General features: G+C 66.9%; 15 protein-coding genes. 3 read left to right on the forward strand and 12 right to left on the reverse strand.

Translation table 11 applies throughout. The features are described 5' to 3' along the window. Positions 1-39: 39 nt before the first annotated feature. The 4 genes from AC1RJ9_RS20735 to AC1RJ9_RS20750 are packed head-to-tail and all read right to left on the reverse strand — an operon-like array spanning position 40 to position 5,310. A complete protein-coding gene (locus tag AC1RJ9_RS20735) occupies positions 40-348 on the reverse strand; it encodes a DUF4387 domain-containing protein (protein ID WP_492839893.1) in 309 nt (102 codons plus the stop codon). Next, positions 332-1,762 (reverse strand): acyclic terpene utilization AtuA family protein, encoded by a 1,431-nt coding sequence (locus tag AC1RJ9_RS20740; protein WP_492839892.1) that lies wholly within the window; start codon positions 1,760-1,762, stop codon positions 332-334. Before AC1RJ9_RS20740 ends, AC1RJ9_RS20735 begins: the two co-directional genes overlap by 17 nt. 32 nt (positions 1,763-1,794) lie before the next feature. Then, positions 1,795-3,111, reverse strand: coding sequence for a CitMHS family transporter (locus AC1RJ9_RS20745; protein ID WP_492839891.1), 1,317 nt, complete (start codon positions 3,109-3,111; stop codon positions 1,795-1,797). A gap of 27 nt (positions 3,112-3,138) precedes the next feature. Next, complete coding sequence (locus tag AC1RJ9_RS20750) at positions 3,139-5,310, reverse strand: TonB-dependent receptor (RefSeq protein ID WP_492839890.1); 2,172 nt, start codon at positions 5,308-5,310, stop codon at positions 3,139-3,141. A gap of 122 nt (positions 5,311-5,432) precedes the next feature. Here AC1RJ9_RS20750 and AC1RJ9_RS20755 point away from each other — a divergent pair, with 122 nt between their 5' ends. Continuing rightward, positions 5,433-6,602: a citrate synthase family protein gene (locus AC1RJ9_RS20755; protein WP_492839889.1), complete on the forward strand. Its 1,170-nt coding sequence runs from the start codon at positions 5,433-5,435 to the stop codon at positions 6,600-6,602. A gap of 173 nt (positions 6,603-6,775) precedes the next feature. Here the strand turns inward: AC1RJ9_RS20755 and AC1RJ9_RS20760 are convergent, their stop codons facing one another. Then, entirely contained in the window at positions 6,776-7,255 is a 480-nt protein-coding gene (locus AC1RJ9_RS20760; protein ID WP_492839888.1) for a hypothetical protein, read from the reverse strand. Continuing rightward, on the reverse strand, positions 7,152-7,775 hold the full coding sequence (locus tag AC1RJ9_RS20765) for a TonB-dependent receptor domain-containing protein (RefSeq protein WP_492839887.1): 624 nt from the start codon (positions 7,773-7,775) through the stop codon (positions 7,152-7,154). The genes AC1RJ9_RS20760 and AC1RJ9_RS20765 overlap by 104 nt, the downstream gene beginning before the upstream one ends. Positions 7,776-7,948: 173 nt before the next feature. Between AC1RJ9_RS20765 and AC1RJ9_RS20770 the strand changes: the two genes are divergently transcribed. Further along, positions 7,949-9,304: an NCS2 family permease gene (locus tag AC1RJ9_RS20770; protein WP_492839886.1), complete on the forward strand. Its 1,356-nt coding sequence runs from the start codon at positions 7,949-7,951 to the stop codon at positions 9,302-9,304. 15 nt (positions 9,305-9,319) lie between these two features. Here the strand turns inward: AC1RJ9_RS20770 and AC1RJ9_RS20775 are convergent, their stop codons facing one another. From AC1RJ9_RS20775 to AC1RJ9_RS20785, 3 genes are all read right to left on the reverse strand, one after another. Next, on the reverse strand, positions 9,320-10,918 hold the full coding sequence (locus tag AC1RJ9_RS20775) for an adenosine deaminase family protein (protein WP_492839885.1): 1,599 nt from the start codon (positions 10,916-10,918) through the stop codon (positions 9,320-9,322). Positions 10,919-10,984: 66 nt separating this feature from the next. Next, positions 10,985-14,227 (reverse strand): TonB-dependent receptor, encoded by a 3,243-nt coding sequence (locus AC1RJ9_RS20780; RefSeq protein WP_492839884.1) that lies wholly within the window; start codon positions 14,225-14,227, stop codon positions 10,985-10,987. A gap of 209 nt (positions 14,228-14,436) precedes the next feature. Continuing rightward, positions 14,437-15,489 (reverse strand): hypothetical protein, encoded by a 1,053-nt coding sequence (locus tag AC1RJ9_RS20785; protein ID WP_492839883.1) that lies wholly within the window; start codon positions 15,487-15,489, stop codon positions 14,437-14,439. A gap of 311 nt (positions 15,490-15,800) precedes the next feature. Between AC1RJ9_RS20785 and AC1RJ9_RS20790 the strand changes: the two genes are divergently transcribed. Next, a complete protein-coding gene (locus AC1RJ9_RS20790) occupies positions 15,801-16,763 on the forward strand; it encodes an MBL fold metallo-hydrolase (RefSeq protein WP_492881683.1) in 963 nt (320 codons plus the stop codon). A 497-nt stretch (positions 16,764-17,260) separates the two neighbouring features. Here the strand turns inward: AC1RJ9_RS20790 and AC1RJ9_RS20795 are convergent, their stop codons facing one another. The 3 genes from AC1RJ9_RS20795 to AC1RJ9_RS20805 all read right to left on the reverse strand — a co-directional run bounded on the left by AC1RJ9_RS20795 (position 17,261) and on the right by AC1RJ9_RS20805 (position 23,044). Next, entirely contained in the window at positions 17,261-18,241 is a 981-nt protein-coding gene (locus tag AC1RJ9_RS20795) for an amidohydrolase family protein (protein ID WP_492839881.1), read from the reverse strand. A 51-nt stretch (positions 18,242-18,292) separates the two neighbouring features. Next, a complete protein-coding gene (locus tag AC1RJ9_RS20800) occupies positions 18,293-20,245 on the reverse strand; it encodes a S9 family peptidase (protein WP_492839880.1) in 1,953 nt (650 codons plus the stop codon). Between the two features lie 84 nt (positions 20,246-20,329). Beyond that, positions 20,330-23,044: a TonB-dependent receptor domain-containing protein gene (locus AC1RJ9_RS20805; RefSeq protein WP_492839879.1), complete on the reverse strand. Its 2,715-nt coding sequence runs from the start codon at positions 23,042-23,044 to the stop codon at positions 20,330-20,332. Positions 23,045-23,108: the final 64 nt, after the last annotated feature.

The raw sequence follows: 23,108 nt of genomic DNA on the forward strand, positions 1-23,108 counted from the left end.
GCCACCGCGGGCACATGGACAGCCGACTAAGAGCTCGCGCTATTCGAGCAACACGTCCAGGAGGCGGACATACTGCTGCCCGCTGTGCATATCGCGCTCGACGACGCCGCCTTGGGGCGACTTCCTGGGATAGGAGATCTTCAGCACGCTCAGGGAGTCGACGGCGAAGCGCTTCACCTGTGTCGGATCGGCGCCATAGGCCTCGCCGATCGCCTCGGCCGAGAGCGCCGGCGCGTCCTTGAACCGCGCATAGGACTCCGGTCCGTCGAAGAAGACGTCAATCGTCACCCAAAAGGGCCCGGCGTTCTTCGAGCGCACCTGGTGGCAGACCTCACGCAGCGTGACCATGGTCCGCCTCCTTGCCTTGTTCGAGGTTGTCCTGGTCAAGATCGACCCAGCGCGTGCGGACCAGTTCGAAGGGATCCGTGGTCTCGACAACATGATTGAGCTTGAACTCGAAGACCTGGCCCCGCTCGATCTCGGCCGGGGAGAACGGGAAGGCGTAGCTGGGCAGCTCGATGCCCATGCGGACAGGAAAATGGAAGAAATAGGGGTTGCAGGCCTTGGCGATCTGGGTGGCCTGGGCTTGGCCTTCGGCCGTGGCCACGAACAGCAAGCCCACCTCACGCGGCGGCGGGGTTCCGGCTCCTGGCGTCTGACCTGAGACAGCGTTCCAGCCATAGGCGCGTAACGAAATGTCGAAGTCGCCGGCCGCGTCGCCCATGGCGCGATGGATGCGCTCGTTTAGCGCCTGCGCCATTCGCGCCATGAACCCGTCGAGATCGGCCAGCACCGCGGGGTCCTCGATCCCCACCAGCATGACCGTCTGAAATGGCCCGCCAGCGGCCCCCTCCAGCTTCATGGTGTAGGGTCCGGGCGTCCATCGCGATCCGGTGACCCGAACGCTGCGATCGTCCAACGCGAGGTAGGCCGAACCGGTGACGTCCAGCACGCCGCCGGGTTCAACCAGACGGAACGGATCGCTGTTCTCGTAGAGCATGTGGGCCGAGACGGTGTGCGGTTCGCAGCGGTTGTCCGGCGAAAGCGGCGCGATGTCGAAGCCTTCGTCATCGACCGAGAACAGAATGCCGGGGTTCATCGGATTGACCGTGCATTGCCCCCCGCACTCGGCGACCTTGGCGCCGTGCCAGGCCGGACCGGCGGCGGCGCCCAGCATCAGGGGCACGGCGGCCAGGACCGCTGTATCCGTGGTGCGTCCGCCCAGCACGATCTCGGCGCCGGCCCGCAGCGCGGCGACATAGGGCTCGGGCCCAAGCAGGGCGACGATGTGGGCGCAGTCATCAATGACGCCGTCATCCAGCGCGCCCAGAGGCGGTAGAGGACGGATACGACCCTGCGCGTTGCGGGCCTTCAGCACGGCCTTGTCCTGCTCGGAATAGAGCACCGCGATCCTGGGCGAGCTCCCCTGCTCGACCGCGATCTCCCTCACGATCTCCAGGGTCCAGTCGACGGCCTCGTCACAACCAGAGGTGCCGCATGAACCGACCAGCAGCGGGATTCCGGCCCTGGCCCGGGCCGCCATCAGGATCGAGAGGTCGCGCTTGACCGCCGCGCGGCTGTACTTGGACTTGCCCGTGCCCAGATACGCCGGGCCGCTGTCGGTGGAGCCGGCGTCCAGGGCGATGGCGTGGGCGCCGGCGGCCAGACCCGCCTCGACCTCGTCGGGCCGCACACCGCCGCCCAGCGCCCCACAAGGCACCAGGACCTTGACGCCGCCCTCCGGTAGCTTGCCGTCGTACATGGAGACATCCTTCGGAAAATCGTTTCGAGCCACTAGCCGGCTCGCAAGGGGAAGGCGCCGGTAGCCAGGGCGGCGACCAGCAGCAGGAGACAGGCGGCGATCGCCCACTTCAGCGAGAACCGCTGGGCCTCGCCGACCTCGACCTTCAGCAGACCGGTGACCAGGTAGATCGCCGCGATCAGGGGGCTCAGCCCGTGCACCGGCTGGCCGACCAGCGAGGCGCGAGCGATCGCTTCGGCCGGCACGCCGAATTTCGCGGCCGTTTCGGCGATCACCGGCAGGACGCCAAAATAGAAGGCGTCGTTGGACATGAAGAAGGTCATCGGCATGCTGATCAGGGCCGTGATCGGGGCCAGATAGGGTCCAAGGCTTGGCGGGATCGCCACCAGGGTCGCGTCGGCCATGGCCTTGACCATGCCGGTCCCCGAAAGGATGCCAGTGAAGGCCCCGGCCGCGAAGATCAGCAGGACGACGCCAAGAACGTTGTTGGCGTGGGCGGCCACGCGCTTCCGCTGGCTGGCGATATCGGGATAGTTGACGATGGCGGCGATCGCGAAGGCGCCCATCATCAGCACCGGCAGCGGCGCCAGACCCGTCACCAAGCCGGCCACCAGGGCCAGGGTCAGGGCCAGGTTGAACCAGATCAGCTTGGGGCGCTTGATCGTCGGATCGTCGGGGAGGTCGAGACGCGGATTTCCCCCCTCCCCCGTCACGACGGGCTCCAGCCCCAGGCGCCCCAGACGCTTACGCTCCCCGCTTCCCAACCACCAGGCCAGGACCAGGACGCCGGCTAGGCCGATCAACATGGCCGGGATCATCGGCAGGAACACCGCGCTGGGCTCGAGACGCAATGCCGTGGCGGCGCGCGCGGTCGGTCCGCCCCAGGGCGTGAGGTTGACGATCGTGTTGCTGAGCCCCAGCAGCAGGGCCAGGATCAGCGGGTTCAGCTTCAAGCGGCGATAGACCGGCAGCAGCGCCGAGATCGTCACCAGCGCCGTGGTCGCGCCGTCGCCGTCCAGCGACACCACCATCGCCAGCAAGGCGGTGCCGACGGTGACGCGGACGGGGTCATCCCCCACCGTCTTCAGCACGAGCCGGACCAGCGGGTCGAACAGACCCGCGTCGATCATGACGCCAAAATAGAGCACCGCGAAGGCCAGCATCAGGGCGGTGGGCGCCAGCTGGGCGACGCCCTTGATGATCATGCCGCCCAGATCAGGCCCCGCCCCCGCCAGCAGACCGAACAGGATCGGCACGACGATCAGGGCCGTTACGGCGGACAGCCGCTTGGTCATGATCAGCGTCATGAAGCTGATCACCATCAGGAAGCCGAGCAGCGCCAGATTCATGACCGCCTCCAGGGTTTGGCGATCATCCTAGTACTTCCAGTTCAGGGTCGCGCCGAAGGTCCGCGGCGCGCCGAAAGTGACGAGGTCCGCGCCCTGGAACACGACCTGGTGGGTCCGATAGTAGCGGTCGGTCAGGTTCTTGCCCCACACCGACAGGTTCCAGTGGCCGTCGGCGCTGTCGTAGACTAGGCGCGCGTCGGCCAGCAGCTTGGGCTTGCGGACCGTGATCGGGTTGTTGTCGATGTCGTCCCAGACCTTGCTCTCGTAGGCGAGGTCAACGGTTCCGGTCAGGCGCGCGCCTGAAGCGAAGGGCTGTGCGTAGCTGGGCGACAGGGTGATCTTGTGCCTGGGGCTACGGGTCATGTGGTTGCCCGAGCGATCCTGCCCGCGATCGACCAACTCCAGGAACTTGCCGTCCGTATAGGCGTAGCTGGCGCCGACCCGCATCCGCGGGCTCAGTCGCGCGTCCAGCGATGTCTCCAGACCCCGGATGCGCGCGGTGCCGGCGTTGGTGGTGATGGTGTCGAAGCCCCGGGTGCTGCGCACCTGCAGGTCCTGGTAGTCGGTCTGGTAGATCGAGGTGTTCCAGGTCAGGCGACGATCCAGCAGCGTGGTCTTGGCGCCGAGTTCGTAGAGGGTGGCGGTCTCGGGATTGAACGGGGTGGCGGCCGACGTCGCCGTTGACGGCGTGTCCTGGTAGCCGCCGCTCTTGAAGCCGGTCGAGATCACGCCGTACAGCATGACGTTGTCGCTGGGTGAGACGTCGCCGCCGATCCGCCAGGTCAGCTTGTCCCAGCTGTGGCTCGTATCGATGCTGTAACGGGCCGCCGCGCGCAGCAGGGCCGTGGAGTCCAGGTTGTTGAGCGCGTAGTCCTTCTTGTCCTTGGAATAACGCAGGCCGCCGAAGACATTGATCTTGGCGGTCACCGGCCAGGTGGCGTCGCCGAACAGGGCCCAGCTGGTCGTCTGGGCGTCCTGGTGGAACAGGTCCTTGGCCGCATAGGTGGCCGGCGGCGTCGGGCGCGACTTGATGTCGGCCAGCAGACTGTCGGTCCGCTGCGTGTCCGCGCCAAAATAATAGCCGCCCACCACCCAGCGCAGCTTCGAGCTGGGCAGCGCCGAGGCCCGTAGTTCATGGCTGTGGAAGTTGGTGTTCTCGTCCTGGCCGCCTCGAAAATTCAGGGCGTAGATGCTCGGATTGCCGCCGTCGAAGTCCTCGGCGTAGTGGTAGGTCAGGTCGCGATACGAGCCGATATAGGTCAGGGACGCGAAAGGCAGGTCCCAGCTGAGATTGGCCCGCACGCCCCAGGTGTCGCGGTCGTTGCGGCCGTTGTTCTCGGCGAAATACTGGTCGCGCTGGCCGTTGATCCGCCACAGGGCGCTGGCCGGTACGCTGGGATCCACCTGCACGACGTGGCGCGCGTCGCCATTGCCGCGATCGCGCGTGACGTCGACGGCCAGGATCGCCGAGAAGGTCTCGCTGGGCTTCAGCAGAAGCTGCACGCGGCCGCTGTTGGTGGCCTGGTCCTCGGCCGCGCCGCCGGCGAAGGCGTTCTTGGTGTAGCCGTCGTGGTTGCGCGAACTTAGGCTGACACGGACCGCCGCCTTGCCGTCGGCCAGCGGGGCGTTGACGAAGCCTGCGCCCTCCACCCGTGAATAGTTGCCGACCGTGACCGACGCGCCCGCGTTGAACGCGGTCGCTTCGGGCTTGTGGTTGATGATGCTGAGCGCGCCGCCGACAACGTTCTTGCCCAGCAGCGTGCCTTGCGGCCCCTTCAGAACCTCGATGCGCTCGACGTCGAAGGCGTCGAAGGCCACTGCGGAGGGGCGGCCATAGTAGACCTCGTCGATAAACACCGACACCGACGGGTCGCCGGCCGCGCCTCGATCGGACGAGCCGATGCCACGCAGGGTCGGGCGCGGCTGGCTGCTGGGGAAGGTGTCGAAATTGAGCCCCGGCGTGCGGTTGGCCACGTCCTGGACCTGGACGATGCGAGCCTGCTCGATCTCCTTGGCGCCGAACACCGACAGGGTCAGCGGCACGTCCTGCAGGTTCTCCGAGCGCTTCTGGGCAGTCACCACCACCTCGTCGATGATCGAGGTCTCCGGCGTCGGTGACGCGGTCTGGGCCTGCGTCGCCGAAGCGGTCGAAAGCGCCAGGGCGCAGGCGGATGCTAGCAAAGCGTGACGAGCATTCATGGGTGTTCCCTCCGCTGCGCTTTCACATTGACAATTTTCGTCAATGTATATTTTGATATCGCGCTTGAGGTGATACAGAGCCCTACTGATCTGACTCGTCAATCTGTACGAAAATCATCAATATGAATGACAACGCGCTCTTCATGGACGCCGACGAAGCCGCCGAGACCTTGGGCGTCAGCCTGACCACCCTCTATGCTTATGTCAGCCGAAAGGGCATCCGCTCGGAAAAACAGCCGGGCTCGAAGAGCCGCCGCTACTGGCGCGCCGACGTCGAACGGGCGCGAAAGCGCGGCAAGCCCGCCGATCCCTCGGCCGGCCTGATCAAGTCGACCGCCGTCACGCTGATGACCGCCAAGGGCCCGTTCTACCGCGGTGTCTCGGCTATCGACCTGGCCGAGACAGGCGGCATCGAGGAGGTCGCTGGCCTGCTCTGGAACGCACCCGACGCCTTCGCCGCAACGGCGCTGGTGCTGCCGCCAGACTACGATGAAGCCGCCAGGGTTTTCTCGTCCCTGCCCCGCACCGCGCGCGCCATCGCCCTGTTCAGCCTGATGGAGCAGGCCAACCCGCGCGCCCATGACCTGTCGCCCAGTGGATATGCCCGCGCGGGCGCCGGCGTCGTCCGCTGCTTCGCCTCGATCGTCTGCGGCGGCGCGCCCTCGGAAACGGGACCGATCCACGAAGTCCTGGCGCGCAATCTGGGCGTCTCGCCGGCCTATGCGGATATCATTCGCCGCTGCATGGTCCTGGCGGCCGATCATGAACTGGACCCGACCACCTACGCCGTCCGCGCCGCCGCGAACGCAGGGGTCACCCCCTATGGCGCGGCGATGGCCGGTCTGGTCGCCGGCCGGGGACGACGCCTGCACCAGGGCCGCGCCGAGACCGTGGCGCGGTTTATCGAGGAGGCGATGAATGGCGATCCACGCGAGGCGGTGCTGGCCCGATTCCGGATCGGCGAGCCGATCCCCGGTTTCGGCGGCCACCTTTACGCCGACAAGGATCCCCGCGCCCAGGCGCTGATCGTCGCGCTCGAGCGCGTTGTTCCCGAACCCCTCTTCGCGCGCCTGCGGATTGTCGCCGACACGGTCGAGGATCTGACTGGCGCGGCTCCCGACTTCATCGTGCCGACGGTGTTCCTGGGCAAGATCCTGGGTCTGAAGGGTGAAGAGCTCGCCATTTCCACCGTGGGCCGCATGGTCGGCTGGATCGCTCACGCCATGGAGCAGTATCAGGACAACGAACTTTTCCGCCCGCGCGCATCCTATGTCGGACGCCTGCCGGGCTGAGAGCTAAGGCGCGACGCCGCCATGGGGCTGGTCATATGCATATGGCGAAGCAACGCCGCCGATCCTTGTTGATTGAGGATTCCCGCCCCTGGCGGCCAGGGCCAAGCCCCGACGGTCGGACTGACCGTCGGGGTCGTGCGGGCCGGGAGGACGCCGCGACGTCAAGAGCGAGGCTAGAACCGCGCCTCGAGTCGGACGTAGGACTGACGGCCAAACGGGTCGGCCAAAGCCTGCAGATAGCCCGTGTACTTGGCGGCCGGCGGGCTCTTGTCGAAGGCGTTGATCATGCCGACGGTCAGGCGGTAGCGCTCGTCTTCGCCCAGGCCGACGCCGTATTGCAGATCGAGCATCGTCCAGGACTTGACCTTGGTGGCGGCCTTGGCGGTGACGGCGATCGCGTAGTCGTCCGCCACGCCCGACACATAACGCACCGTGGCGCTGGCCTGGTGACACCCCATCGACCAGTCGACGCCGGCGGTGTTGCGGTAACGCGGCGCGGCGGCCGCGGTGAGCGGCGAGGTGATGGCGTTGTTGCGCCGCCCCACCCCGTCATAGACGCCCGTGCCCGTGTCGATGTCGTACTTCAGCAGATAGCTGAGGCTCTCGCGCAGGGTGAAGGTGCTGGAGCCCCAATCGAAGGCGTAGGTCGCCATCAAGGTCCAGGCCCGAGGTCTGGGCGCCGCTCTTGGCGTTGTAGCTGCGCACGAGCACCGTCTGGGCCGCGCCGCTTTGGTCGCGGATCACCTGGCTGCCGTTCGGGTTGGCGTTGATCACCGCCTGGCCGTTCTCGATGGCGATCTGGTTGTCGTACTTGAAGGTCCACCAGTCCAGCGACAGCGAGGCGCGCGACACCGGCAGCCAGGTCGCGCCGAAATTCCGCACCTTGGCGGTCTGCGGCTGCAGGTCGGGATTGCCGACCGTGGTCACGGTGCGGAAGGTGGTGTTGCCCTGCAGCGGGTCGGTGATGTTGACGACGTCCTGCCCCGCGACCGCGCCGACGCCGGGGCCGTTGAAGCGGTAGTTGCAGTTGGCGCCGCCATAGCCGTTCAGCGCTCCGCGACTCAGCCTGGCGAACCCTCTTCTCGCGTCGAGTCGGCGCCTGCGCGACGGGCGCGACGCGCCAACACATTCGGCATCGATCGCCGATTTCACGCCAGTAAGTAACAGCTTCATTATCCAACACCCCGCGCGGCTACGTCGCGGCTATCTGTCTGGCGACGAAGAACAAGGTCCGTCGCCATGGCGCGCCTGGCTTCGCGGACGTCGCGCGCATTCCGCGCGAGACGCCCTCTTATTTGGCGTGCCGGCGCCCTCCTCGGGGGCGCGGCGAAGGATCGGGAAGACCTATGAGTGGTAAGACCGCGCAGGGCGCGACGGGAACGAAGGCGGCGCTGGACCGTCACTTCGGCGTCAGCGCGCGAGGGTCCAGCGTCCGGACCGAGATCCTGGCCGGGGCCACGACATTTGTCGCCATGGCCTATATCGTCATGGTCAACCCGGCGATCCTGTCCGACGCGGGCCTCCCGGTCGCCGCCGTGGCCGTGGCCACGTGCATCGCGGCCGGCTTCGCCACCCTGGCCATGGGCCTCGTCGCCAACGTGCCCCTCGCCCTGGCGCCCGGCATGGGCTTGAACGCCTACTTCACCTACACCGTCGTGCTGCAGATGGGCGTACCCTGGCAGGTAGGCCTGGGCTGCGTGTTCCTGTCGGGTGTGATCTTCCTGCTGCTGACGGCGGCTGGCGTCCGGCAGCTGATCATCGCGGCCATTCCCGTACATCTCTTCGCCTCCGTCGCCGGCGGCATCGGCCTGTTCATCGCCTTCATCGGTCTGAAGAACGCCGGCATCGTGGTCAGCAATCCGGCGACCTTCGTGGCCCTCGGCGACCTGCGCCAGCCAGGCCCCGCCCTGGCGCTTCTGGGTCTGGTGCTGATCGCCGGTCTCAGCGCCTGGCGGGTAAAGGGCGCCCTGCTGATCGGCATCGTCGTCACCAGCATCATTGCCTGGCTGTGCGGCCAGGTCGCGTTCACGCCTCAGCCCTACAGCCTGACCGCGCTGACGCAGACGGCGTTCAAGCTGGATATCGCCGGCGCCCTGGGTTTCGGCGGGCACGGTCTGGGCCTGCTCGAGATCATCTTCGTCTTTCTGTTCGTCGACATCTTCGACAACATCGGCACCCTGGTGGCGGTAACCAAGCGCGCCGGCCTTGTCGATGCGTCGGGCAAGATCCCCGGCCTGAACCGCATCCTGACCACCGACTCGGTGGCGACCATGGTCGGGGCCGTCGTCGGCACCAGCACCGTGACCAGCTATGTCGAGAGCGCGGCCGGCGTGCAGGCCGGCGGTCGCACGGGCCTGGCTTCGGTGGTGACCGGCATCCTGTTCCTGCTGGCGGTGTTCGTGGCGCCCTATGCCCAACTGGTCCCCGCGGCGGCGACCGCCCCGGCCCTGATCATCGTCGGCGGGCTGATGATGGCGCCGCTGGCCGAGGTTGACTGGGACGACGCCTACACCGCCGTGCCGGCTTTCCTGACGCTGATCATCATTCCCCTCACCTTCTCGATCGCCAACGGTCTGGCGTTCGGCGTCACGGTCTTCGCGGCGTTGAAGATCGTGCGCGGCCAGGCCCGGCGCGGCGACTGGCTGCTGTTCGTGCTCGCGGGACTGTTCGTGGCCCGCTTCGTCTGGATGACGGCGGGCTGAACCGCCGGACAGGCTCTACGGGGCGAGCTTCGGGACGATGGCCTTCATCTCGCTCTCGAAGGTGTCGAAGGCCCGTTCAAGGCGCCACTGATCGCGCGCCTTGGGACTGGTCTTCAGCACCGCCGCGCAGGATCTAGACGGCGTCGGGCCGCTGGCGTCCGCGCAGGGACCATCCCACAGGCTCGCGCCTTGCAGGAACGCGTAGGTCAGGCTGTCGCGCGACATCTGCTTCAGCTGACCGTAGCGCACGCCCTGTTCCAGCACCGCGCGCATGTATTCGTGAGTCAGATCGCTTCGTGAGACGCCCAAGTCGTCCGTCGACAGGGTCACGGGCACACCGGCCGCCAGATACAGCCGCAGCGGATGGTCCTTGCCTTTCACGCCCAGGATGACGTCGTTGCTGGTCAGGTTGATCTCGACGGCGATCTTGTCGCGGGCCATGCGCGCCAGCAGCTTTTCGGCGCCATCCTCGTAGGCGATGTCGACCCCGTGGCCGATGCGGCGGGCGCCGGCCACCTCGACCGCCTCGGCGATATGGAAGCGCAGGTCGCGCGGCGGCGTCAGGCCCATGGCCAGCTCGCCCGCGTGGAGGGTCAGGGGCACGTCGGGATACAGCGTCTTGAAGAAGGCGAAGAGGCGCATGTGCAGCCGGTAGTCGCGCAGCGACACCGGCCCGTCCTCGGGCTCCAGGATATTGATCCCGACATAGCGCGGATCGGCCTTCACCAGCGCGAAGGCGGCGGCCATCTGGCCGAACACCACCTCGGGCGGGCGCTGGCGCGAGATCGACAGCAGGTAGCGCAGCGTCACGTCGCAGGCCGGCTCGGGCTTCGCGGTCCCACAACGATTGAGGGCGGCGATGGCCTTGTCGTTGGCGTCGGCCCCGGCGATCGCGGCCGGCATGGCCTTGGCGATGGCCGGCTTCAGCTGGTCGAGACGGGCCTGCAGGATCCTGGCGTCCAGGCGCTGGGGCGGCGAGCCGTCGGCCGTCCGGACCCAGGGATCGGCCCACGGGATGGCGGCCGAAGCCTCGATCACCCCGCGCGAGGCGCTCGAACCAGCCATCAGCTCCAGATACAGGGTGTTGTCGAGCGCGGCCTGGCGCAGGGCCTCGGCCTGGATCCGCACGCCGCGGTCCTCGCCGCCGCCCCGTCCCGAGCGACCAAAGGTGCGGAAGAAACGACGATGGCCGGAGATTTCCGGATCGCCCACCCCCTGCTCGAAGCGGCGGGTGGAGAGCGCATCGACGATGTCGCTGTAGAGGTCGGGGTCTCGCTCGGGCAGACCCTTCAGCGCAACGCGATCGGCGTTGGCCTCGTCGGCGCAAGGGGCCGGCAGCAAGGATTGCGTCGACGTGGAGAAACAGCCATCGGCCGCCGCGGCCCAGGCGATGAAGTCCTCGGCATAGGTGCCCCCGCCCGCGTGGTTGTGCAGGTCCGCGCCCTTGGGCAGCTTGGTCAGCAGTATGCGCAGCAACGGTGGCGACGTCGCCGCCTTGGCGAACAGAGCGTCCAGTTCGGCGTCCGCGGGCGTTCCCGCCATGGCCGGGCAGGCCAAGGTCAGACAGCTGGCGGCGAACAGGGCCGCGAGGGCCCTCATGGATGCGGACATCATGCGCTGCCCCCTAATATGGAATCGGCCCCGGCGCGAACGCCGAGGCCGAAGCTTAAGCGGTAAAAACTAGAACTCGAAGCGGGCCCCCAGGCGGACCCGCCAGACGCCCAGCTGGGCGTTCGGCTGCAGGGTCGGCTTGGTGAAGGCGGTGTAGGAATACCGATTGCAGCTGGAGCCGGCCTGCTGGGCGCAGGCGACGTTCACCACCGAGGTCAGCGGGTTGTAGGTCCGGTAGGAGCCCCAGTCGCTGTTGATCAGGTTCAGCAGGTTCTCGACGTCGCCGAACAGCTTGAACCGCGCCGAACCGAGGAACGGCGCGGGCACCTCCTGTTCGACGTGCAGGTCGACCTTGAAGTAGTCCGGGGACTTTTCGGTGTTCTTGCCGATCACGCCCTGGCTCAGGTCGTTGGCCCGCACGAAGTCGCGGAACGCCTCGTAGACCGCCGTCGAGGCATAGCTGACCTTGGAGTCGGCGGTGATGCTCGACACATCCGGCACATACAGCAGGTAGCGGTTGGAGCCGCCGGTCGTACCGAACAGGGTCGAGCGGCTGTTGGACAAGGTGGTGTTCATCGTCAGGCTGTAGGGCGAGCCCGAGCGCAGTTCGCCGAACAGGTTGAAGCTGGTCTTGTAGTCGCCGAAGAAGGCGTGGGCGTAGTCGATGTTGAACTTCCAGTTGTCCCGCACCTCGTAGCTGGACCGGCCATACGCCGGCTGGTTCGGATCGACCATCGGCTGGCCGCCATAGGTGCCGCTGGCCGTCGAACCGCCCGAGGCGTAGCTGCCCATGTCCGACAGCGACTTCACGTTGGAGTAGGTATAGCTGACGCCGGTATCCAGGCCGAAATCGAAGGACTTGCTGGCCCGGGCGACGGCGATGATCGACTTGCCCTTGTCGGTGCTCAGCATGGCCAGGTCGCTGTTGGCCGTATTGGTATAGGTGTCGGCATAGATCGCGCGACCGTCGGGCGCCGTCCCGACCTTGGTCAGCCGCAGATCGGTATAGTAGGCTGCGGAGTCCGCGCGCCCATAGAACAGGTCCGCGCCGAAACGCCAGCCGTCGCCCAGTCGTTCGCCCAGATCGGCCACATAGTCGACCGACAGGTTGGTCTTCCACTGCGCCGGCAGCTTGAAGGTCGGCAGGATAAACGAGGTCGGCGAGGCCCCGAGGGCGGAGATGTTGGTCTGCAGGTAGCTGGACACCAGGGGGTCGATCTTGTTGCCCTGGACATTGTTCAGGGCCGCCGCGCAGATCGCGGCGGCATTGGCCACCGTAGCCGGGATCGTGCAGCCCGTACCGCCGACGGCGCGACCGATAGAGACCGTGTTGGTGAACACCCCGGCGTTCGAGAAGCTGTTGCCGACGAAGACGTCCGGCGCGCCGCCGTTGAACAGGCCCACGCCCGTGCGGACTGTCAGGCGATCGGTCGGCCGCCAGGTCAGGCCAACGCGCGGCTGGACAACCAGATTGCCGTCGATATTGGCGTTGTTGGCGAAGCCATAGCGATTGACGAAAGACGTCTTGAGCGGCGCCTTGTCCTTCATCTCATAGCCGTCGAAACGGACGCCGGCGGTGACGTTCAGCTCCGGCGTGATGTCCCAGCTGTCCTGGGCGCCGAAGGTCAGCTGATCATAGTCGAAGCTGGCGCTGGCGTCCGACAGCTTCCCCGTGATCGAGTACTGGTACAGAAGCTGGCCGGCCTGGCGGGCCTGGAAGTCCGCCAAGGAGTCGAAATAGTAGGTGCCCAGCGAGTTGGCCACGAAGGTGTTGCTGATCTTCAGCCGGCTGTAGGACGCATGCAGCTTGAAGGCATGGTCCCCGAGACTGTAACGGGCGACGAATTCGGCGCCGTATTGCTTTTGCCCGACGACGTCGGCCTGGCTGAAGGCTTCTGTGCCGAAGACCAGTCGCGGCGTCCCCGTCTGGGTGCACTGGTTCAGCGAACCGACGGCGACCGGGTCGAGGCAGACGGTGATATCGCTATAGCCTGGCGAGCCGAACGAGATCGGGACCTTCATCGAGTCGCGATAGTTGACCCGTAGCTCCGTGCTGAAGGCGTTGGTCCAGCGGGAGTTCAGCTGCAGGACGTGGGTCTCGACCTTTTCCGGCTCATGGGTGGCGTAGGAGCCCAGACCCAGGCCCGGCGAGGTGATCGACGAGGTGCCGCCGCTCAGCGCGACCGTCTCACCCTTGTTCTGGATGGTCGAATAGGACAGGCGCTGGTTGTCGTTGATGTTCCAGTCGAGCTTCAGCGTCCATTTCTTGTCCTTTTCAGGACGGCTGGTGAGCACGCCGAGCGTGTCGTAGCCGTAGACTGACTTGGCGATCGAGGTAACCTGATCGACCTGGGCCTGGGTCAGGTTCGGAATGGCGTTGCCCGAACCGGGCGGACCGAAGACCGACGGGACGGTCTCATCGAGCTTCTCGTAGGCGAATGCGAAGAACAACTTGTCCTTGATGATCGGCCCCGAGATGAAGGCGTTGCGCGTCTTGGAGGTCATCTCCTGCGAGAAGCTGCTGCCCTTGGACTTCGTGCCCATCAGGCTGTCGTCCGAATAGGTATAGCCGGCGGCGCCGGTGAACCTGTTGCCCCCCGAGCGCAGAACGACGTTGATCGAGCCGCCCTGGAAATCCCCTTCGGAGATGTCATAGGGCGCGATCTTGACCGACAGCTGCTCGATCGCGTCCAAGGGGATGGGGCCGCGCGCGCTGGGCAGGCCGCCCTGGTTCAGGCCGAAGTTGTCCGAGAAGCGCACGCCGTCGACCGAGAAGCGGTTGGTCCGGCCGTTCTGGCCCGCGATCGAGACGCCGCGGGTGCTGGGGTTGAACGAAGCGAACGGATCGCGACGGGCGATGTCGCGGATATCGCGAGACACCGAGGCCACGCTGGCGATGCTGTCGCGATCGAACACCGTGACCAGCGGGCCGCTCTTTTCCGCCCGCGTGGCGGTCACCACCAGGGCGTCGACCTGCGTGTCGCCCACGGCGATCGGCAGGACATAAGGCTGACCAACGCTCAGGAAGAGATTCTGCGAGGTCACCGGCGGGAAGCCCGGCGCGGTCACCGTCACGGTGTAGGGACCGCCCGGACGCAGGCCGGTGAGGTTGAAGGCCCCGGCGCTGTTGGTGGTGGCGTTCGCGGTCGTGCCCGAGGGTTCGTGTACGGCGCTGACGCTGGCGTTGACGGAGGCCGCGCCGCCGGCGGTCACCGAGCCGCGGATCGAGGAGGTGGTCTCCTGGGCGACGACCGTCGTCCCGGTGGCCGCCAAGGCGAGCGCGATGGCGCTCGCGGCATAAAGATGTCGCATTTAGGTCCCCTTGAGATGGTGCGCCGCGGTCCCCCCGAGCCACACCGAACTGAAGTCGTTACGCCCGCCGCGCCTATGGCCGCGCCTACGCGCCAATGCGCGCGGCGAGCCGTGAAGCGGAGTTTGCGGTGTTTCCCCCAACGGTCGGGACACTTGACGTGTCCTCGCGGCTGGACCGACCACCAGGGCCGATCCGCCGTTTCAGGTCGTTACTTCCCGTCGCCGGGAATCTTGTCGCGATAGACGGCCCAGTTGCCCGAGAGCTCGTCGACGACCTTGCCGGCCACGACGAGGGCGGCGTAGGCGGCGGCGTCGCCGACCCCGGCATAAGGCCGGTTCATGCTGTCGACCGGGCTCTCGCCCGGAGCCTGCTGCGAGTAGTTACTGGCGGTGCGCAGAACGACCAGCCGATCGTAGTCGGCCTTGCCGACCACGGTGAGCCGCCGCAGCGCGTTGGCGACGCCGGTGTCCTCCATGGCGGTCATCACGAACCGGCTCTTGCCGCCACTGAAGTCGGTGGCGAGCTTGGCGTAGCGCTTGGTCAGCATTTCGCCGTGCCAGTAAGCCTGGCCGGAGATTTCGTCGCCAGTCAGCACGAAGGGCGGCTTGGAGCCGTTTGGATAGTTGGAGAAGCGCGCCCGCGCCGTCTTCAGCGCGTCGGTGTCGGGAAGCGGGATGCCCTTTGTCAGCCCATAGGCCCAATCCCGCAGGCCGACGTTGAGCGGATAGTAGACGCTGCTGGGGCGGTCGGCGCGCGGCGGCTCGAACGGCGGATAGCCGCCCGTCCATTCCGGCGGGGCCTCGCGCGGATCGACCCACTTGCCAAAGTCGACGTCGATGACGTTGCCGATCCACGCCGCCGACCCCGGCGAGGCCTCGTTCGGATTGACCCCGGCGATGGCCGCGATCACCCAGTAAGCCTTTGAAAGGTCGAAGCGCGGATCGGTCGCCAGAGCGAAGGTGGTGATGGCCGCATGGTTGGTGCCCACGCCGGTGCGCACGATCAGGACGCCCTTTGCCGGATCGTAACCCAGCGGCGCGACGCCGTTGGGGAAGTCCAGAGTCTGGGGCGCCTTGGCCATCCAGGCCTTGTCTTCCAGCGCATAGGCCGTGACGACGACGACTCGGATCGGGATGGGCGCGGTGACCGCGGACGCGGCGGGCGGCGAAACCGGCGCCTGCGCCAGGGTCGACGTCGCCGTCACCCCCGCGAAGGCCGCGGCCAAAAGGGATCGGCGTGTCCAGGCGGACAAGTTCAACATGATAGCAAATTCCCCCAACTCGGCCCTGTAACGCTACGCGAAGACCCCGGCGCCGCGGCGGATCGCCGGGGACGCTGAAACCCTTGTTCTGGTCGGATGCAATGGCGTTGGGCGCACGCCGGTCAAGCGAGCGGGAGAGTGGAAATAAATTCTTACTTCATGTGACGCCGGACCGGGCAACCCTGCGCCCGCCCTGCTGCTTAGGGCAGCGCCAGGAGGCCGCTCGCCGGCGGCGACGCCGCCAGGCCCCATACGCCTGGCCATCCCGCTCCCGGCGCGACATGCTTCAGATCTTTTCGAGACTGGGCGTCATGCAAGGTCGAGGTTTTCCGCGAGCGCTTCTTCCGGCGCTTCTCCTGCTCTCAGCGGCCGCACCGCCGCCGTCCGCCTTCGAGGTCGTCGCGCTAGGCGTCAACGGCGGCGTGGAAGAGCCGACGAGCGCCTACCATATCGTCGCCCACGGGAACCGGTCGGGCGTGATGTGCGACGCGGGCACACTTGCTTCGGGCCTGGATCGGGCCGTGCGCAAGGGGCGCTACCCAGGGGCGGACTCGCGCGGACAGGTGATGGACTCCATCGCCGCCTATCTGATCACACACGCCCACCTCGACCATGTCGCGGGTCTTGTGCTGGCGTCTCCAGACGACACCAAGAAGGACATCATGGGCCTGCCGCAAGTGAACCAAGCGCTCGCGGATCACTATTTCAACTGGGTCGCATGGCCCAACATGGGCGACCGCGGCCCCCCACCGCGCATCGGCAAATATCACTACAAGGACCTGGAACCTGGCGGGACGCCCACGCCGATCTCTGGAACGGGCATGACCGTCACGGCCTACCCGCTGTCACACGGAGGGGTGACGTCGACCGCGTTCCTGCTCCGGAGCGGACCGGACGCCTTCCTCTGCCTGGGCGACACGGGTCCCGACGCGGTCGAACACGCGACGAACCTGGAAAATCTTTGGCGCGCCGTGGCCCCGTTGGTGCGGCAAGGGCGGCTGCGGGGTATGCTGATCGAGGTCTCGTACCCCGACCCGGTCCCGGCCGCTCGCCTCTACGGGCACCTGACCCCGATGTGGCTGAACACCGAGCTTGAGACGTTGCGCGGCATGACGCAGGACGACGCTCGCATGCGGGCGTTGCCCATACTGGTCACGCACATAAAGCCTTCGGGCGCGCCGCGATCGAGCCGTACATCGGTAGAGCGGCAACTCGAAAAGATCGGCTTCTTCAATTTCATGATCGCGGAGGAAGGGCGCAAATACGCTCTCTAGCCGCCGGATCACGCAGCTTCGCGTCGACCATCTGTCCGAGGCCCTCGCCGTCAGGCGCTCACCCGCCTCGCGAAAAAGGCCCGGCGCGAGCCGGGCCAGGTGATTGGATCTCTCAAAACCCGCGAAGGCATGAAGCCCTCACAGGCCTCCTTCTGAGAGCCCTCCGACCGTATCTGGAAGAAAATAAGTCGCGACCAAACCGCTGAGGTCGCCGTTCAATCATATTGCGCGAACGCGAGGCACGGGCTGAGTGACCGATTGGCAGTCGAGCGTCGCGCGTCACGGCAGGATCGGGCGGTATGGCATGCTCGACCGCGATCCGGCCGGAGCCTGTCTCATCGCCGCCGATGGCCCGCGGCGAATGTCGAATCGCTCAACGACCAGCGCCAGCGACCTGCGCGGGCTTGAGGATATGGGTGAACGGAGAAACGAGGTTCGGCCGCTTCAAGAGCCAAAGCCCGAAATCATGTCTGTTCAGGCCGACATCAGCCACCGACCTAGTTGCCCGTAGAGCCAGCCAGCGTCTTCGCCCACGCCTCAGGCGACAGTTCTGGCCCCGCATAGGCGGTGGCGAAGTAGGTCTTAAGGTCGCCAGCGAAGGGCCAGTCAGACCCGGCGACGAAACGATCCGGACCGATCCGGCGGATCAGGCCGGCCATCCGGGCGCGATCGTCCGGCGTCGCATTGTCCTTGAAGACCTGGGCCAAGTCGAAGCGGACGTTGCGGACGCGACCCGGGTCCTTCTCGAATGTGTTGGCGAAGGCGCCCAGGGCGTCCAGCGTCACCGCGTCGATCCCGCCCCAGCCCGCCGCGTGGGCGATGACGACGGGCTGGCCGCCGGCGGCCGGCAGGACCTGATCGATAAAGGCTTCGACGTCCGGCGCGCCATAGTCGGCCGCGCCGGTGCGCATGTGGATCATGATCGTCCAGCCGTTGGCGGCCGCGGCGCGGAAGACCGCCGCCAACTTCGCGGTCTGGGCCGGATCGCGCAGATCCAGGCCGGAATTGGTCAGGTGCAGCTTCAGCCCCGTGACCGCGCGGTCGCCCTTCCAGCGGGCGATCTCCGCCAGGGCGTCGGGCGCCGTCGGATTGACGCTGACGAAGGCGGCGAAACGATCGGGCCGGCTCCGCGCGAGAGCGACCGTGAAATCATTGGCCTCGCGCACCACCCGGGCGGCGTCCGGCTGAGGCGGGCCCAGCGGGCTCTCGGCCAGATAGGCCGTCGACATCAGCCAGCCCTGCTTGATCCCCGCGCCGTCCATCGCCTTCAGGGCGTCGTCGGCGGTCAGCGGCGCGGTGAAGCGCGGGTCGCACGGACTCTTGCGCTTGGGGCTGGCGCAATAGGCCGGGAGGATCTCGAGGATCGCCGGCGAATGGACGTGCATGTGGTGGTCGATCGCCGGCCCCGCCCAGGCCCGGCCGCTCGAAAGCAACAGCGCCAAGGCGGTCGCGCAACGCAAAAGGCTCGACAAGGTCATCAATCCTTCCAAGGAAAGGCGCGGAACCTTGGTCCCGCGCCCTCGCCTGCCCTACTGGCCCAGCAGCGTCTTTCGCCAGAACATGATGCTGGTCCAGAAATAGTAGTCGTCGTTCTCCTTCTTACGGAAAACGTGACCCTCGTTCTTGGCCAGCACGTGCCAGACCGAACCTCCGTTGGCGCGGACGGCCTTGATCATCTGGTCGGCTTCGGACGGCGGCACGCGCGGGTCTGTCCCGCCCGTGGCCACCAACAGCGGCGTGGTGATCTTGTCGACGCTGGTCAGCGGCGAGATCTGCATCAGCTGTTCGCGCTGCTTGGGATCGCGCTCGTCGCCATACTCCACCCGGCGCAGGTCCCGGCGGTAGGCCTGGGTGTTCTCCAGGAAGGTGACGAAGTTCGAGATCGCGACGTAGCAGTTGGCGCCCTTCAGACGAGGGCTGTAGTGCGTGGCCGAGGCGTAGCACATGTAGCCGCCGTACGAGACGCCGTTGACGGCGAAGCGGCTGGCGTCCAGGGCCGGGTCCTTCTCCAGCGTGTCGAGGAAGGCGCCGATGTCCTTCACCGAGTCCTCGCGCTTGAACGGGCCGTTGTCGAGATTGACGAACCGCGCGCCATAGCCGGTCGAGCCGCGCACGTTCGGGAAGAACAGCGCGATGCCCAGCTCGTTCAGCAGATAGTTGTTCCCACCCAGGAAGTCGGGACGGGTCTGGCCTTCCGGACCGCCGTGGATGTCGACGATCAGCGGCCGCTTGCCGGGGAACTTGGCCGGGTCGGGCTGGTAGAGGAAGCCCGAGACCTTCTCGCCGTCGAAGCTGGCGACTTCGACCAGCTTGGGCTCGACGTTGAGGCTGGGATCCAGGCCGCCGGTCTCGCTGTGGGTCCACTGGGTGACGGCCAGGGTCTTGGGGTCGATCGAGAAGGCGTCGCCCGGCACCTTGGCCGAGGCCATGCTGAGGCCAATCTCGCCCCACGGCGCGATGTCGATCGCCGCGCCGATGCTGTAGGGGATGACGCCAGCCGGCAGGCCCGTCACCGGGCGGACCGCGCCGGTGGCCAGGTCCAGCACCCGCACGCGCGACACGCCGGCCTCATTGATGGCGTAGACCGCGAATGCGCCATCCGGCGAGACGGCGAAGTCGCTGACATCCCACTGCGGCTCCTTGGAGACCGGGACGAAGCCGCCCTTGCCGTCCAGCTTGCCCAGGCGCTGGAAGTCGGAGCCCTTGTTCGAAGTTAGCCAGACCGAGCCGTCGTGGGCGTACTTCGGATCGACGTACGAGACCTTGGCCTTGGGATCGGTCAGGGGCTTCATCTTGCCGCTGGCCAGGTCCAGTTCGTAGACCATGGCCTCGTTGACCGACATGCGGTTCAGCACGAGCGCCTTGGCGCCGTCCGCCGAGAAGTCGGCGATGTTCCAGCCGCCGCCGGTGACCTGGGCCACCAGGCGGTCGGTCTTGGGGTCCTTCGGGTCGACGACATAGAGGTCCATGTCCGCGCCGTTGCGACGCGACGAGGCGTAGCCGACCAGCTTGCCGTCCGGCGACCAGGCGCCGAACCAGTTGCGGCTCTTGCCGTCGGTGATCAGGCGCGGACGGCCGGCCTCCAGCACGTAGAGCTGGTAGAACTCGTCGCCGCCCTTGTCCTTCTGGATCACCAGCGCGCCGCCCTTGGGCGACAGGGCCGCGGCCAGGATCGGCTCGTTCTCGAAGCTGATCTGGCGGCGGTCGCCCTCGGGCTTGGCCACGACGTGGACCTGATCGGAGCCGCCGAAGCGGGTCTTGATCAGCATCGAGCGGTCGGCGGTGTTCCAGCCCAGGAAGTTGGCGTGGCGCGCCTGCAGATAGGGCGCGGCGGCCGCGACCAGCTCTTGCGGAATGGCCGGCGCGCCGTCGACGACGATGGTGGCGGGCGGCGCGACGGTCTGGGCCGCCAAAGGCGTGGCCAGCGGAGTCGCGGCGGCGGCGGCCAAAAGGGCCAGCGCCAGGGCATGACGAGAGATCATCTGGAGAATGCCTCTGAAGAAAGGGGGAGCGCCGCCGGCGGGGGGAGCTAGGGGAAGCAACCGGCGGCGCAATGTCGGGCGGGCTTAGAAACGCATCCGCGCGCCGACGGTCACATAGCGACCGATCACGTCGTAGTACGGCGAGTACAGCGACGAGACGGGCGGGTTCTTGTCGAAGAGATTGGTCGCGTTGGCGTAGAGCTCGACCTCATGGCCCATGACCTCGGGCAGCTTCGCCTGAACGCCCAGGTCGACATAGGTGTAGGCCTTGATGTGGCCGTTCACGAGGTCGACCGTTCGGTTGTACGTGCCCGGCGAGATATAGCGCGCCCGCAGGTTGGCGCTGAACACCTTGCCCGACCAGTCGAGCGCCGCGGTCATGCGGCTCTTGGGCGTGCCCAGGCCGAACGAATAGCCTTGCGACTTGACGTACTCGATCTTGCTGACGCCGTCGTTGGTGGTCAGGCTGTTGACCCAGGTCATCAGCCAGCGGGCGCGGATGCGGCCGGGCGCGTCGGGGATCAGGCGGTCGAGATTGGTCGCGTACGAGATCTCGGCGTCGACGCCGTCGGTCTTGTAGTTGGCCAGGTTGACGTAGGTCGAGACGATCCGCGAGATCCCGCCGGTGGCGTCGCGAGTGACGCGCGAACACATGTCGGCATTGCCGTTGGCGCAGCGCGTGACGATGTCTTGCGCCGACACGGTGGTGATCACGTTGTCGATGTCGATGTCGAAATAGTCGACCGAGATGTTGAAGCCCGGAAGGGCCGGCGGCGAATAGACGAAGCCGGTGGTGAAGGTCTTGGCCGTTTCAGGCGTCAGGTTCGCATTGCCGCCGCCATTGGTCAGCACGTAGACGCTGGAATTGGTCTTCGGGTCGACGATCGTGTTGTAGCCGGTCGTGCTGGTGGTGAAGAGTTCGGTCAGGTTGGCCGAACGGATGTCGCGCGACTTGGTGATCCGTCCCCGGAACCCCGGGAAGAACTCGTTGGTGGCGCCCAGCTTCCACGACCAGATCGAGCCGGTGGTGTTGTAGTCGGAGACGCGGGCGGCGGCGTTGACTTCCAGCTTGTTGAAGACGGGCACGTCGCGGATCACCGGCACAAGCACTTCGGCGAAGGCTTCCTTGACGCTGTAGTCGCCGGCCATGGCCGAGAAGCTGAAGCTTGTGAAGGCCTTGGCCGCGTCCAGGGCGCCGACCGTGCGGTCGACCGACTCCTTGCGGGCCTCGGCGCCGACGGCGACCGAGACCGGGCCGGCAGGCAGGCTGAAGGGCTCGCCGCGCAGGCTGAAGCCGCCGACATCCAGCTTGCTGGTCTCGCGCATGGACGGCGTGCCGGTCACATAGTCCAGCGCCGCCCTCGAAGGCGCGCCCTGGCCGAACAGGTTGATCGGCACGCAGTTGGTCGAGGCGTTGGTCAGGGCGACCCGGCAGATCGGCTGGCCGGTGGTCGGGCTGATCACCGAGTCGACGGCGTTGGCGTAGTTCTGGGTCAGGAAGAACCCAGGGGTGTCGATGTTGTTCTCGTTCTCACCGTGGCTGTAATAGGCGCTCCAGCGCCAGCCGTCGCCGAACGCGCCGTCGAACGCGATGGTCCCCTGGGTCGAGACGCGCTCGAAGTCGATCGTCGGATAGGCCTCGGTGTTGAAGCGGCCCATGGTGAACGAGGTCTGTCCCGCCGCCGCCAGGGCCGACTTCACCGCCGTCGGCAGATAGGCGTTGTCCGACTTGATCGTCAGGTTGCCGCGGTTGTGGTCGCCGAACCAGATGTAGTTGTTCCACATCCGCGAGCGGCGCAGCTCGGCCGTCATCTTGATCTTGTCGGTCAGATCGTAGGTGACGCTGGCCATGGCGGCGTAGCGCTTCTGCGGCGTAACGAGGGGCGAGAGGTCGTCGTTGGACGGACCTTCGCCGCCGACCGAATTGGTGCCGATCACCGTGCCGCCGTTGAAGGTGCGCAGGCTGCCGTCGGGATTAAAGGCCTGCCCCTTCAGCACGCCCGACATGATCAGGCCGCCGTAGGCCGCGTTCGAAAAGCCGACATTGGGGGCCAGGATGAAGCGGCCCGCGCCGTTCGAGACCGTGGCCCAGCGGCCGATGTTCGGCCGGCTGTTCTTCGGGATGACCCCGTCATTGTCGATGTATTCGCCGCCGATCACGAAATGACCGCGGCCGTCGGCGAAGCTCTTGCCCGCCGCCGCCTCGATGCGGACCTGCTTGGCGTCGTGGTACGAGGACTCGCCCGCCTCCACGCCCAGCTTCAGGCCGGTGAAGGTGCGGTCGATGCTGATGTTGACCACGCCGGCCACGGCGCCGGAGCCCCAGGCGGCCGAAGCGCCGCCGGTCACCACGTCGACGCCCTTGGTCAGGACGCTGGGGATCAGGTTCAGGTCGTTGTCGCCCGAGAAGCGGCGGCCATCCAGCAGCACCAGGGTGCGGCTGATGCCGAGGCCACGCAGGTCGACCGGGGCGTTGCCCGCGCCCGTGTTGGTGCCGGTGGTCTGAGCAGAGGTCGTGGCGCGGAACTGCGGCAGGTCGTTCAGGGCCGCGGCGATGTTCGGGCGGGCGCCGACGCTCAGGTCCTGGGCGGTGACCCGCACCGTCGGGGTGGGCGCCTCGAAGCCGGCGCGGTCGATGCGCGAGGCCGTGACGATGATCTCACCGACGCTGGTGTCGTCGGTCTTGGCGGTGTTCTGGGCGGCGTCCTGGGCAAAGGCGGCGCCGTGCAGGGCCAGGACGGCGGGAACCAGGCTGCAGCCCAGCAGCAGTCCCCGGCGAGTTTGGCGTGAAATGGTCAAAGTAAGATCCCCTATGTTTTAGCAGTCGACAGTCGCTCTCTCCCGCGCGCCCGCTTGTTCGGTC

The organism is Caulobacter sp. GW822-FHT07D08, assembly GCF_058798735.1.